Here is a 13,086-nt window from a genome sequence, read left to right as displayed (position 1 = left end):
CCGCAGGGTTTTCGCCTTCCTGCCTGTCCTGCCCTTCGGGACAAAGTGGTCCGGTTTGCGACGATTCCCTTCGGGTGTCACTCCCCGCACACGTCCGGCGGCGCTGAGTGCGAAAACTGGCGAGTGTATTACCGACTGCGCGCTCGCGCAGGGGGTTGGGCGAATGTGCCGATGCACTGATCTGATCTGGCTAGGCTCACGCGCAGTGAAGTCGAGTTGATACGACTTCAGGCACTTGTTCACGACTGTCAGAACACGTGCGTCTACCTCCCCATACCTCCCGAATCAACCGCCAGAGGGTTTAGATGGTCCGTGTTGAATCACCGCCGACCAACAGAGACATCCCGGTAATCCGCGCCGCCCTGCTGCCCGTCGTACTCATGGCGGGCGCCACCACCGCCGGCGCCGTACCGGTCACCGGGGACACGAGGGTGGCAGTCGTCCTGTGCGGTGCGCTCGCCACCGTCGTGGTCGCGGCGCTCACCGTCGTGCTCAACCGCAGACGCCGCGCGATGCGGGTCCAGCGTGCCGAGTACGAACAGCGCATCGCCTACCTGGAACACCGCATCGCGACGCACGACCAGGAGACCGTGCGGCTCACCAAGGAGCTCCTGCCCGCCGCGATCCGCCGGCTGCGGGCCAGCAACTCGCCGCAGGAGGTGATGCGCGACGTCGTCGACGCCGACGAGTCGTACCGCAACCTCCCCAAGGCGCAGCGCGCCCTGGTCCTCCAGGTGCTCGACATCATCGACAACGAGGAGGCCATGCGTGACTCCGCGCAGCGCGCCTTCGTCAGCGTCGCCCGCCGGGTCCAGGCCATCGTCCACCGCCAGGCCAGTGAGCTCAGGGAGATGGAGGACCACCACGGGCGCAATCCCGAGGTCTTCGACGACCTGCTCCGCATCGACCACGGAACCGCGCTGATCGGCCGTCTCGCCGACTCGATCGCCGTGCTCGGCGGGGCGCGTCCCAGCCGTCAGTGGCCCAAGGCCGTACCGCTGTTCAGCGTGCTGCGCGGCGCGATGTCCCGGATCCTCGAATACCAGCGCGTCGACCTGCACTCGATCGCGAAGGTCGCCATCGTCGGGACGGCCGTCGAGCCGCTGATCCACGCCTGCGCCGAACTCCTCGACAACGCCACCCGTTACTCCCCTCCCCAGACGCGTGTGCACGTCACCGCCGTCGAGGTGCAGACCGGCATCGCCATCGAGATCGAGGACGGCGGCGTCAGCCTCAGCGAGGAGGCCCGCGCCCGGGCCGAGAACATGCTCGCCCAGGCCCAGGCCGGCATCAACATGAACGACCTCGGCGAGTCCCCGCGCCTCGGCATGGCCGTGGTCGGCCGTCTCGCCCGCATGTACCAACTCCAGGTCTCCCTGCGGCAGTCCGCCTACGGCGGGGTCCGCGCCGTGCTCGTCGTGCCTCGCGACATGATCACCACGGGGCCCGCCCCCGGCATCGCGCACGGCATCGGCGCCACCTCGCGCCCCCAGAGCTCGCTCGACATGTCGCAGATGCAGCACGTCGTACCCCCGCGCGGCAAGCACAAGGCGCGCCCCGCCACGACCGGGCCCGTCCCGTCGCTCGCCGCCCCGGCACCGCCGGCGTCCGCCTCCCGGCCTCCCGTTCCGGCGGCGGCCATGGCCGACGACGAGATCGTGGTGACCGAGTGGACCGCCGGCGGACTCCCGCAGCGCCGCAGCAGGGGCCGCGCGCCGCTCGGCTCGCACAACCTCCCCCAGCAGTCCGCGACGACCGCCGAGCCTCCCCCCGCACGCAACGGCCACGGCGGCGGCGACACGGCACCCCCCGGCCTCTGGCTGGAAGCCTTCACCCAGGCGGTCAACGGTGTGCCCAAGGATCAGGACAACGGCGACAACTCTGACGACGCGTGGGACAAGGGAGACGAGAAGTGATCCAGCAGCGGGGAAACATGGACTGGATGCTCAAGGAACTCGCCGACGACGTACCGAGCATCCACCAGATCGTCGTGCTCTCCGCCGACGGACTGCGCATCGCCCGCCACGGCGGTGACCCCGACGTCGCCGACCGCCTCGCCGCCGCCTGCGCCGGCCTGCAGAGCCTCGCCGCGGCCGTCGCCACCGAAATCCCCTACAGCGACGGCCTGATGAAGCTCGTGGTCATCGAGGTCACCGGTGGGTTCTTCTACCTGATGGCGGCCGGGACCGGCGCCTACCTGGCGGTCCTGGCCGGTGAGACGGTCGACGCCGGACTGGTCGGAGCGCGCATGCGCGACATGGTCGTACGGATCGGCGCGCACCTGACGAGTCCTCCGCGCCACGACGGGCAGGCCGGATGAGTGCTCCCCGACGAGAGCGCCGAAAAGCCGACCCGGAGCTGAGCGACCCGGAACGGCTCTACGTGATCACCGGTGACCCCGACGGTGAGAGAGCGGCACTCGACCTCGTCACGATGGTGGTGGCGCAGGCCGAGCCGTCCCCCACGGTGCAGCCCGAACAGGCCGCGATCCTGCGGCTCTGCAAGGCTCCGTTGTCCGTCGCCGAGATCTCGGCCTACCTGAGCCTGCCCTTCAGCGTCGTCACCTCGCTCCTGACAGAACTCCTGGCGACCGAACTGATCGAATCGCGCGCGCCCATCGTCCGCGCCGCGCTCCCGGACAGGTCCCTCCTCGAAGCGGTGATGCATGGACTTCAGAAGCTCTGACACGATCACGGGCCCCCGCAGCGAGGACGTCCTTCCCACCACGGCCACGGCCGCGGTGAAGGTCGTCATCGTCGGTGGGTTCGGGGTCGGAAAGACGACCATGGTCGGCTCGGTCAGCGAGATCCGGCCCCTGACGACCGAAGAGACCATGACCCAGGCCGGTGTCGGCGTGGACGACAACGTGGGGGTGGAGAGCAAGACCGCCACCACCGTCGCCATGGACTTCGGCCGGATCAGTCTCAGCGACGAACTGATCCTCTATCTGTTCGGCACCCCCGGCCAGGAGCGCTTCTGGTTCCTGTGGAACGGGCTGTTCGAAGGTGCGCTCGGAGCCGTCGTCCTGATCGACACCCGGCGGCTCCAGGTCAGCTTCGACGTGATCGGCAGGCTGGAGGAACGCGGGGTGCCCTTCGTCGTCGCCGTGAACACCTTCCCCGACGCCCCGCACCACCCCGTCGAGGCCCTGCGCAGCGCGCTCGACCTGCCGGACGAGGTCCCGATGATCGACTGCGACGCCCGGCTGCGTGCTTCCAGCCGCGACGTGCTGATGACCCTGATGCGCTACCTGCACCGCCTCGCCGTACCGCTCGCCTGACGACGGGCCGCATCTGCCTCTGAACGGGCCCCGTCCCCCCGCCCGCACTCGGAACGCCATATTCCTGGAGCCATTGTGACCACCCCTTTCCCGCACGAACCCGGAACGGCCACCGGTCCGGTCCCACCGCCGCAATGCCCCGCGCACGTCATGGGGACGGGCCCCGGCGGCCTGCGCCGCCTCTACGGTCCCGAGGCCGAGGCCGACCCCGCGGGACTGTACGAGAAGCTGCGCGCCGAACACGGCACGGTGGCGCCCGTCCTGATGCACGGTGACGTCCCGGCCTGGCTGGTGCTTGGGCACAGCGAGAACCTGCACATGACCCGTACCCCCTCGCAGTTCTCCCGCGACTCGCGCCGCTGGCGTGCCCTGCAGGACGGCAGCGTGGCCCCCGACCATCCGCTCGCTCCTGTCTTCACCTGGCAGCCGGTGTGTTCCTTCGCCGAGGGCGCCACCCACGAACGCCTGCGCGGCGCGGTCACCGACAGCATGGCGCGGATCGACACCCGTGGCGTGCGCCGTCACATCAACCGGTACAGCAACCGGCTGGTCAACGACTTCTGCAAGGAGGGCCGGGCCGACCTCGTCAGCCAGTTCGCCGAGCGGCTCCCCATGATGGTGATGTGCGCGATCATCGGCATGCCGGAGGAGTACAACGACCGGCTGGTACAGGCCGCCCGTGACATGACCCGGGGTTCGGAGACCGCCGTCGCCAGCAACGCCTACGTGATCGGCGCCCTGGACCGGCTGGTCCAGCGCCGCCGGGCCGCGCCGGGCGAGGACTTCGCCACCTGGCTGGTCGAGCACCCCGCCGGCCTGACCGACAAGGAGGTCAGCGAGCACCTGCGGGTGGTGCTCATCGTCGCCTACGAGACCACCACCAACCTGATCGCCAACGTGCTGCGGATGGTCCTCACCGACCCGAGGTTCCGTGCCCGGCTCAGCGGCGGGCACATGACCGTGCCCGAGGCGGTGGAGCAGACGCTGTGGGACGAGCCGCCGTTCACCTCGATCCTCGGCCGCTGGGCGGTGGGCGACACCGAACTCGGCGGACAGCAGATCAAGGCGGGGGACGCCCTCATCGTGGGCATCGCACCGGCCAACACCGACCCGGTCGTACGCCCCGACCTCAACGCCAGCATGGAGGGCAACCGCGCGCACATGGCGTTCAGCAGCGGCCCTCACGAGTGCCCCGGCCAGGACATCGGCCGCGCCATCGCGGACGTCGGTGTCGACGCCCTGCTGATGCGCCTGCCCGACCTGGAACTCAGCGTGGACGAGAGCCGGCTGAGCTGGGTCGGGAACTTCGTGTCGCGGCATCTGGTGGACCTGCCGGTGAGCTTCGCCCCGAGCCCGGAGCAGGAGATCGACGCCGAACCGCTGCCCGCGGTCGCCCGGGCCCGGTCACAGAGCGACTGGGAGGTCGCCTCGCCCGCCCTGCCCGCGCCCGCCGCGCAGGCCCCGGCGGGTCACGCCCCGGCCGCAGGTCCCTCCGCCGAGCCGCAGGCCGCACCCGCCGTCGTCCCCGCCCAGCGGAGCCGGCCGCCGAAGCTGTGGCAGGCCGTGGTGCGCTGGTGGAACGGCCACTGACCCCGGCCACCGCGGTCGCCGTGCCCGGCGCCCCGCGTCGGGGTGCCGGGTGCCCCGCCGTCGGGGTGCCGGGTGCCGGGCCGTGTGGCCCGTACCATCGAGCAGCGTGAAGCTGACAATTCTTGGTGGTGGCGGATTCCGGGTCCCTCTCGTGTACGGGGCGCTGCTCGGTGATCACGCCGAGGGCCGCGTCTCCCGGGTGACCCTGTACGACACCGACGCGGACCGGCTCACCGCCGTCGCCCGGGTCCTCGCCGAGCAGGCCGAGGGCATCGACGACGCGCCGGCCGTCGTCGTGGCCACCGATCTGGACGAGGCGCTGCGGGGCGCCGACTTCGTCTTCTCCGCCATCCGGGTCGGAGGTCTCGAAGGCCGGGCGGCCGACGAACGCGTCGCTCTCGGCGAAGGCGTCCTGGGCCAGGAGACGGTCGGCGCCGGAGGCATCGCCTACGGGCTGCGCACGGTCCCGGTCGCCACGGAGCTCGCCCGTCGCGTCGCCCGGCTCGCGCCCGGCGCCTGGGTCATCAACTTCACCAATCCTGCGGGGCTGGTCACCGAGGCGATGTCCCGGCACCTCGGCGACCGGGTCATCGGCATCTGCGACTCGCCCGTGGGACTCGGCCGCCGGATCGCCCGGGTCCTCGGCGCGGACCCGGACCGGGCGTGGATCGACTACGTCGGGCTCAACCACCTCGGCTGGGTACGTGGACTGCACGTCGCGGGCCGCGACGAACTCCCCCGTCTGCTCGCCGACCCGGAGCTGCTCGGCTCCTTCGAGGAGGGCAGGCTCTTCGGCCCGGAATGGCTGCGGTCGCTCGGTGCGATCCCCAACGAGTACCTGCACTACTACTACTTCAACCGGGAAGCGGTCCGTGCCGGTCAGGACGCCCAGCAGACCCGCGGCGCCTTCCTCCGGGAGCAGCAGGAGGGTTTCTACGCCCGGATGAAGGACCCCGAGACGCCGCCGTTCGCCACCTGGGACCGCACGCGCGCCGAACGCGAGGCCACGTACATGGCGGAGAACAGGGACGTGGCCGGAGCGGGTGAGCGTGAGGAGAGCGACCTGGAGTCCGGCGGTTACGAGCAGGTGGCGCTCGCCCTCATGCGCGCCGTCGCCCGTAACGAGCGCACCTCGCTGATCCTCAACGTCCGCAACAGGGGCACTCTGTCCGTCCTCGACGCCGACGCCGTCATCGAGGTGCCGTGCTTGGTGGACGCCGGCGGTGCCCGTCCCGTCGCCGTCGACCCCCTGCCGTACCACGCGGTCGGTCTGGTCACGGCGGTCAAGGCCGTGGAACGCGCGGTGCTCGAAGCGGCGGAGAGCGGCTCACGGGAGGCGGCGGTGCGCGCCTTCGCCCTGCACCCGCTCGTCGACTCCGTCTCCGTGGCCCGCCGGCTGCTCGACGGCTACACCCAGGTCCACCCCGGGCTCGCCTATCTGGCACCGTGACGGCATCAGTCGCTCCCGGCGGCCAGGAGTTCACCGGCTACCAGGACGTGCAGCCGGGCCCCCCGCCGGGCGGCGGCGACCAACGTCGACGGCGTCTACGTCGCCGGTGACGCAGCGCTCTTCTTCAGCGCCTCGGCCAGTGCGTCGAGCGCTCCGGGGCAGACCGGCCGGTAGGAGACACGCAGCCCGGCACGCGTTCCCGCCTCGTCCCGCACGGCGGCTTCGAGCCGCTGCTCGGCAGGGTCGTACCCGATGTGTTCCACGGTCGAGACGGAGACGACACGCATCGCCTCCGCCTCGACCCGGGGACGGAGCAGCCGGGGCGGCCGGCCCTCCCAGGTCGCGGCGAGCGCCCCCAGATCACCGGCGAGCAGGGAACCGGGCAGGTCGCTCCAGGAAGCGCCCACCGGTGACACGCTCGTGGTGCCCGGTCCGGCGGCGGAGATCGTCAGCGCGCGGCCCGCGGTGCGCCGCGCGTTCTCGCTGACCAGTCGGCCCAGCGTCGTACCGAGATGGCGGCGGGCGGACCCGGTGCCCGGTCAGCTCCTGCCCCTCGGCAGCCGCCCACCGCTTGTGCAGGACGAGGACGGCGCCGGCTCTCGGATGCGCGAAGTACACCTCAGCGGCGGCACCTTCGCGTGTGCGGCGGACCCGGCAGCCGAGCGAGGGGGTCCTTGTCGCCCGCCCTGAGCTCCGCCGGCTCCTGTGCGTACCGCACCTCGGCGGGCGGGCGCTGTACCGCCGTCCGCCCGGCCCCGCGCAGTGCCTCGTCCTGGACCACCTCCCCGCTCATGCGGTGACACCCTCGGTGAGTTCGGCCAGGTCGGCCAGCAGTTCGGACACCACGACCGGGTCCAGGGCGGAGAAGCGCAGGGGATAGCTGTACCTTCCGGGCCAGTGATCACCCGGGGCGGCGGCGAGCCAGACCGTCTCCAGGGTCTGCTCCGGGAACATGTCGACCACACCGACGGCGATGCCGGTGTCGAGCGCGATCACCAGGCAGCCCTGGTCGCCGAGACGCTTGGAGATCCAGCGCTCCACCCCGGCGTCCTGGGGCGCCCCGCGCTCCCATCCCCGCCGCTGGAGCCCGAGCACCTTGCCCGTCGGTACCTTCAGTCCCTCGAACCGGTGCAGCCGGTAGCCGTCGGCCTCTCCGGGCTCCAGGCTCTCCACCGCACGGTCCAGCTGCGGCAACGGCTGGAGGATCTCGTAGTCCGCGAACACCTCCGCCCAGTCGGCGAGCGTGTCTCCCAGGTGCAGCGGATGAGCGAGGAGGACCGTGGCGTCGCCGGGCAGGACGAAGAGGTCGTCCCGCACGTCCGCGTACGTACGGTCCTCAGCGACCCGGAACGCCGTGCGCACGCCGTCCGTCTCGCTCAGCCACACCAGGCGGCGCACCAGGTGCCAGAGCAGCGGATGAGCGACGAACAGGTCGTGGAACTCCTGCGCCGTCCACGAACGCCCCGTGACCATCGCGGCCTCCAGCCTCCGCACCTGGTCGGTCGCGATCGTGCGCACGTCCTTCTTCAGCGTCATGAAGCGCTTGCGCTCGGCCGGAGCCAGCTCCGCGTCGTCCTTGGCGCCGGGCACCGGCAGGTCCTTACGGCGCTTGCCGTCACCGTCCAGGACGATCGGCCGCAGCTGCTCGTCGAAGCCGACCGTGAACGTGCGCGTGCCGTAGTCGACGACCGTCGAACCGCCCGCGTCCAGGCCGAAGTCCGGGACGAGCCGGTCGGACAGCTGCTCCCCGGAGAGCCCCAGTCCGGCGGCGACCTCCGAGATCTTCTCCTGGGCCCGCACCTTCAGGGCCTTGAACTTCACCCGCTGGGCGATGCCGTGCAGATGCAGCAGCGCGACATCGGTGCCGATCGACGCCAGCACGTCGAGACCCTCGACGGCACGGTGGTGGGCGGCCTCGCCCGGCCAGGCCCGGATCACCGGGGTGAGCCGCCGGACCGTCGTGTCGTCCCCGAGCAGCCCCAGCGCGTGCAGCGCCCAGGCCTCCGCGGCAGGCTGGTCGGCCTGCCGCCACTGCTCGAACAGGGCCCACACGAACTCGGCGAGCGAGACCGCCTCCGCCGCTTCGGCGAGCGCGGCGAGTCCGGGATAGGGCTCGCCCGGCCTGGACATCGCCAGCATGGTCACGGCATGGCGCACCGAGTCCTCCGGCAGCGCGCCTCCCGCGCGTGCGGTGATCTGCGGCAGCAGCGTGGGCTGGGCCCAGCCGGGCAGCTGCGGGATCGTCGCGGGCAGGGCACGCTCCAGCGGGTCGACGGCCAGCAGCTCACCCACCGCCTCCACGGCCCGCGCACCGTACGGCTCGGCCGCCTCCCGCACCGTCCGGTCGCCGTGCAGTGCCGCGATCAGGAGGAGGGCCTGCTCGGCGGCCCGGCGCGCGGTTCCGGCCTTGCCCAGGGCGTCGGGAACCAGGAGCGGCGCGGCCGCTTCTCCGTGCCGGCGGAACCAGGAACGCGCCGTCGTCGCCGCGGACTTCAGCCGCACCGCCCAGTTCGCCATGTGCCGGGCCACGGCCACGTCGACGAACGGGAGGAACAGCGGCGCGAGCGAGGCCGGCTGACGGGGCACGGCCCGCAGCAGCAACGGCAGGGCGCCGAGCCCGAAACGCGCGGCGATCGGCTTCAGCGTGTCCAGGCCGTAGTAGAGGTCGGTCGGGTCCCAGTCGGCGAGCGCCTCGGTCACCCACTCGTCCGGCGCGTGGACGTAGATCCAGGCCGGCTGCAGGGACGATCCGGTCAGGCCCTCCCGCAATCCGGCGATGCTCTTCTCCCAGTCACCGTCGCCCTTCTCGCCGGTGTACCAGCTGGAGCAGGCCGCCCACGCCGCCTGCTCCCCGGGCAGCCAGTCGAGCGACGGCGTGCCGTGCGCGGTGAGTCCCGTCACGACGACCGGTGCGGCCGTCGTACGCGGACGGCTCCAGGGCGGGTTCGTCAGCACGGCCGGCAGGGCACCGCGGTCGGTGTCGGGCATCAGGTCCACCGGGTTGAGCAGCGGATCGACGACTGCGGCCAGGTCGTCCCCGAGCGTCGGCAGCACCGAGGACACCAGGGTGCGGTGGCCGCCGATGTGCCCGAGCAGCAGACGGCGCGTGTCCTGCGCCGTCCGCCCGTCCTTGTCGCGCAGGTCGGCGGCGAGCAGACGCAGCGCACGCACGGGATAGCGCCTCATCGCGTCGAGGAGGGCGGCGCGGGTGTGCTTGGAGTCCGCGTGGTCGATCAGCAGCCGCATCGCCTCGTCCGTCGGGATCTCGACCAGGGCGGCCGCGGCCACCTTGGCCCGGTCCGCGTACTGGTGGGGCCCGAGTCCCTGGGCCAGCAGAGGGGCGACCGCCGTGCCGATGCCGTCCGCCACCGTCCCGATCAGCGCGATGCTCTGATGGATGCCCGCGTGGTGGGTGAACGCCTCCAGCTGGCCGGCCGAGTGGAGCGAGCAGAGGAGCATCACGGACAGCGTGTGGTCCCTGATGCCCCCCACGTCGGGGTCCGTGCAGAGCTCGTCGACCCATGCGGTCTCGCTCGGCGCGAGATACGAGACGATGACTTTCCGCTGTGCGGTGGTGCGGGACTCCGCGAGTGCCGCGACCGTCGCGCGGTAGGTGTCCTCGTCCGCCGAGGCGATCAGCGCACGGATGCGGTCGGCTGCCGGAACGCGCGGGTCCGTCCCGTAGTACCGGTACGTGGGCCGGGGCGAGCTGAGCGCCTCCAGCCAGGGGTCGTGGCGCTTGCGCCCGGACTGGATCCAGTGCGCCTCGATCAGGAAGAACTCCACGGCGGCGCGCGCGGCGAACGGCAGCCCGTGACGCGCGGTCCACAGATCCGCCCACCCGGATCCCGGCTGGGTGGGGGCGACCATGGACGCCAGTACCGACGCACCGGCCGGCGAGAGGAGGCCGTCCAGCTGCGCGCGTGCCGCGGCGACGAGTGCGCCGTCGCTCGAGGGCGAGTCGAGGAACTCCTGGATCCAGGCCGCCTCCTCGGTGACCTGCTTCTCCAGCGCGTCCAGCACCTGCTTCCGCGCCTTGCCCGGTGCCCGCCGCGTGCCGCCCCGCCGGGGATGGAGCGCCCGCTGCCAGGAGGCCGGCATCACGAACGTGTCCTCGTCCGCCGGCGCCCGGGACCCTTCGGAGGGGGCGGCGCCGGGGCGGTCAGCGGCCGGGGAGGGGGTCGTGGAGGGGGCGGAGGCAGGCGAGGATCCGGCCGCCCCGGCCTCGCGGTACCCCTTGCGTTCCTTCTCGGCGATCGTCTTCAGGACCTGGGCCTCGGCGGCCTCGGCCGAGGCGTACTCCTTCGTCTGTGTCCGCCCGGCGGTCCCGCACCGCCCGTACCGCACGGTGACCACGGCGCCGTCCACGCCGGTCTCCCAGAACTTCGAGGCACTGCCCTCTACGAACTCCCAGCGGCGCACAGGCCTGCCCCCTTCACACGGCCCCGCTCCGCCGCGGGTTTGTGGATCAGTGGTGCCAGACTAGGTCGGGCCACTGACAACGCCCCGGGGAGGGACCCGCGGTGAGGGATCAGGGGGCGTGGACGGCTCTCGGCCGGCCCGCCGGGTCCCAGGACGGCGTGTGGCCGGTCACCTGGCACACCATGAGGAAGAGCGGAATGGGCGGCGTGTAGGGCGTGCGGCTGTCCGGCGCGTGGATCAGCCGGGGACGCCCGGCGGGGACGTACGCACCGGTGGCGTACGAGGCCTGCTCGGGCCAGTCCAGGTCGAGGTCCGAACCCGAGGGAACGATCCACCACCACCGGTCCGCGTCGGCGAACACGCATCCCGCACGCGGCAGATGCGACATCAGCCGGAATCCGTACCGCGCGGGTACTCCCACCGCGTCGCAGCCGAGGCTCGCGGAGAGCGCGGGAGGCAGCGACAGCCGGACACGGCTCCCAGGGCCCTCCTCGTCCCCGGCACGGGTGCGGCGCGCCCCGAGCAGCTGGGACAGGGCGTTCTTCAGCATGACCGCTCCGTGCGGTACGGCAGTTCCGCCCAGACGATGCGCCCCGAGGAGTTCCCCGCGTCGACGGAGCCCCAGGCGGTGCTCATGGAGTCGACGAGCAGCAGCCCGCGGCCGTGCTCGCCGTCGGCCGTGAGGGACAGCCGGGGGCCGCCGGGCTGATGCCCCTGGTCCTGCACGGAGATGCGCAGGCGCTCCTCGTCGCACCGGAGCTCGCAGACGACCCGGGTGCTCACGGTGTGCACGACCGCGTTCGTGACCAGCTCCGAGACGATCAGAACCGCCGCGTCGTGGGCGTCACCTGACAGCCGCCACTCCGCGAGCCGCGACCGCGTGACGCGCCGGGCACCGGCCACCGACTCGGGATGCGCCGGCAGCGCGAAGCAGTGTCGGAGCGCTTCCGTCCCGGGGCTGAGGTCCAAGAGCCGGGGGATGAGCGCACTGCCAGGTGCCACGACCGATTCCTCACAGTGGGGGCTGTGTCACGCTTCGCACCGCCCCGGAACGGGTGGACGCGATCACGCGAACTTGGTTCGGTCACCAACTCTCCCCCTGACATGAACACTTGGCAAGAGGCACTCTGAAAAATTCAGAGTGGCAGTGTCCAGGGGGCCGACCGCGTGGCACACTGCTCGCACACAGCGCATCGGGAGGTCTGAAGTGAGCGAACCGCGGTCCGCCCCGACCGTGGGTCAGGTCGTTCTGGGCAAGCGCCTGCAGGATCTGCGGGAGCGCGTCGGCCTGAGCCGCGACCAGGCGGCGAAGGTGCTCCGTGTGGCCCCCGGGACCGTACGCCGTATGGAGACGGCCGAGGTCGGGCTGAAGATCCCGTACGTCCAGCTCCTCCTGAAGGCCTACGGGATCAGCGAGGAGGAGACCGACGCCTTCGTCGAACTCGCCGAGGAGGCCAACAAGCCCGGCTGGTGGCAGCGCTTCCACGACGTGCTGCCCGACTGGTTCAGCATGTACGTCAGTCTGGAGGGCGCCGCGAGCCTCCTGCGTACGTACGAACCGCACTTCGTCCCGGGCCTGTTGCAGACGGAGGACTACGCCCGCTCCGTCATGCGTACCGGCGCGGTCGGCCAGACCAGACCGGCGGACATCGAGCGGCACGTGGCGCTGCGGATGGAGCGTCAGTCGCTGCTCACCAAGGCGGAGGCGCCGAAGCTCTGGGTGGTGATGGACGAGACCGTCCTGCGCCGCCCGGTCGGCAGCACCCAGGTCATGAGGGACCAGATCAGCCGTCTGCTCGAAGCCACCGAGATGCCCCATGTGACCCTCCAGATAGCGGAGTTCTCGACCGGTCATCACCCCGGCACCTACGGTCCGTTCGTCCTCTTCCGCTTCGCGGTCCCCGAACTCCCGGACATGGTCTACAGCGAGTACCTCACAGGAGCCGTCTACTTCGACGCGCGCCCGGAGGTTGCCTCCTACCTCGAGGTCATGGACCGGATGGCGGCTCAGGCCGCCACTGCACAACGCACGAAGGAAATCCTCAGGGACTTCCGCAAGGAGCTGTGATGAACCACATATACAACGGCATGCCGGCCGCCGACCTCGGCACCGAAGGCTGGTACAAGCCGTGGAGCGGTGGTAACGGCGGCAACTGCATCGAAGCCATGAAGCTCGCGGACGGCAGGGTGGCGGTGCGCCAGTCCGCGGACCCCGACGGCCCCGCGCTCATCTACTCCAACGGCGAGATCGCCGCCTTCATCCAGGGAGCCAAGGCCGGCCAGGCCGACTTCCTGCTCACCTGACACACCGTCACACGCCCTTGCTTCCCACGCTGTTCGCCGA

General features: G+C 71.5%; 13 protein-coding genes. 8 read left to right on the top strand and 5 right to left on the bottom strand.

Translation table 11 applies throughout. The annotated features are described in order from the left end of the window. Positions 1–305 precede the first annotated feature (305 nt). The 6 genes from ACFY8O_RS16050 to ACFY8O_RS16025 all read left to right on the top strand — a co-directional run bounded on the left by ACFY8O_RS16050 (position 306) and on the right by ACFY8O_RS16025 (position 6,320). Complete coding sequence (locus ACFY8O_RS16050) at positions 306–1,916, top strand: sensor histidine kinase (protein ID WP_145806021.1); 1,611 nt, start codon at positions 306–308, stop codon at positions 1,914–1,916. Continuing rightward, complete coding sequence (locus ACFY8O_RS16045; protein ID WP_014049573.1) at positions 1,913–2,320, top strand: roadblock/LC7 domain-containing protein; 408 nt, start codon at positions 1,913–1,915, stop codon at positions 2,318–2,320. The genes ACFY8O_RS16050 and ACFY8O_RS16045 overlap by 4 nt, the downstream gene beginning before the upstream one ends. Further along, positions 2,317–2,685, top strand: a complete 369-nt coding sequence (locus ACFY8O_RS16040; RefSeq protein WP_145806018.1) for a DUF742 domain-containing protein — start codon at positions 2,317–2,319, stop codon at positions 2,683–2,685. The genes ACFY8O_RS16045 and ACFY8O_RS16040 overlap by 4 nt, the downstream gene beginning before the upstream one ends. Next, positions 2,666–3,280, top strand: coding sequence for a GTP-binding protein (locus ACFY8O_RS16035; RefSeq protein WP_145806016.1), 615 nt, complete (start codon positions 2,666–2,668; stop codon positions 3,278–3,280). The genes ACFY8O_RS16040 and ACFY8O_RS16035 overlap by 20 nt, the downstream gene beginning before the upstream one ends. A 75-nt stretch (positions 3,281–3,355) precedes the next feature. Further along, the gene (locus tag ACFY8O_RS16030) at positions 3,356–4,870 is read left to right on the top strand and encodes a cytochrome P450 (protein WP_387902489.1); all 1,515 of its coding nucleotides are present in this window, start codon (positions 3,356–3,358) and stop codon (positions 4,868–4,870) included. A 106-nt stretch (positions 4,871–4,976) separates the two neighbouring features. Beyond that, positions 4,977–6,320: a 6-phospho-beta-glucosidase gene (locus tag ACFY8O_RS16025; RefSeq protein ID WP_387902486.1), complete on the top strand. Its 1,344-nt coding sequence runs from the start codon at positions 4,977–4,979 to the stop codon at positions 6,318–6,320. Between the two features lie 95 nt (positions 6,321–6,415). Here ACFY8O_RS16025 and ACFY8O_RS16020 read toward each other — a convergent pair whose 3' ends face one another. From ACFY8O_RS16020 to ACFY8O_RS16000, 5 genes are all read right to left on the bottom strand, one after another. Then, positions 6,416–6,727 (bottom strand): hypothetical protein, encoded by a 312-nt coding sequence (locus tag ACFY8O_RS16020; RefSeq protein WP_387902483.1) that lies wholly within the window; start codon positions 6,725–6,727, stop codon positions 6,416–6,418. A gap of 212 nt (positions 6,728–6,939) precedes the next feature. Next, positions 6,940–7,113, bottom strand: a complete 174-nt coding sequence (locus ACFY8O_RS16015; RefSeq protein WP_387902480.1) for a hypothetical protein — start codon at positions 7,111–7,113, stop codon at positions 6,940–6,942. Next, positions 7,110–10,742 (bottom strand): DUF4132 domain-containing protein, encoded by a 3,633-nt coding sequence (locus ACFY8O_RS16010; RefSeq protein WP_387902477.1) that lies wholly within the window; start codon positions 10,740–10,742, stop codon positions 7,110–7,112. Before ACFY8O_RS16010 ends, ACFY8O_RS16015 begins: the two co-directional genes overlap by 4 nt. 109 nt (positions 10,743–10,851) lie before the next feature. Next, entirely contained in the window at positions 10,852–11,292 is a 441-nt protein-coding gene (locus ACFY8O_RS16005; protein ID WP_145806007.1) for a hypothetical protein, read from the bottom strand. Next, a complete protein-coding gene (locus tag ACFY8O_RS16000) occupies positions 11,286–11,744 on the bottom strand; it encodes an ATP-binding protein (RefSeq protein WP_145806005.1) in 459 nt (152 codons plus the stop codon). Before ACFY8O_RS16000 ends, ACFY8O_RS16005 begins: the two co-directional genes overlap by 7 nt. A gap of 205 nt (positions 11,745–11,949) precedes the next feature. Here ACFY8O_RS16000 and ACFY8O_RS15995 point away from each other — a divergent pair, with 205 nt between their 5' ends. Together ACFY8O_RS15995 and ACFY8O_RS15990 are read left to right on the top strand one after the other, a co-directional pair. Beyond that, positions 11,950–12,810, top strand: coding sequence for a helix-turn-helix domain-containing protein (locus ACFY8O_RS15995; RefSeq protein ID WP_145806003.1), 861 nt, complete (start codon positions 11,950–11,952; stop codon positions 12,808–12,810). Then, on the top strand, positions 12,810–13,046 hold the full coding sequence (locus ACFY8O_RS15990; RefSeq protein ID WP_014049581.1) for a DUF397 domain-containing protein: 237 nt from the start codon (positions 12,810–12,812) through the stop codon (positions 13,044–13,046). The genes ACFY8O_RS15995 and ACFY8O_RS15990 overlap by 1 nt, the downstream gene beginning before the upstream one ends. Positions 13,047–13,086: the final 40 nt, after the last annotated feature.

It is taken from the genome of Streptomyces argenteolus, assembly GCF_042902585.1.
GTDB classification, from domain to species: Bacteria; Actinomycetota; Actinomycetes; order Streptomycetales; family Streptomycetaceae; genus Streptomyces; species Streptomyces argenteolus.
The sequence above is the reverse complement of the archived record's forward strand: the minus strand, read 5'-3'. Positions and strand labels throughout refer to the sequence as shown.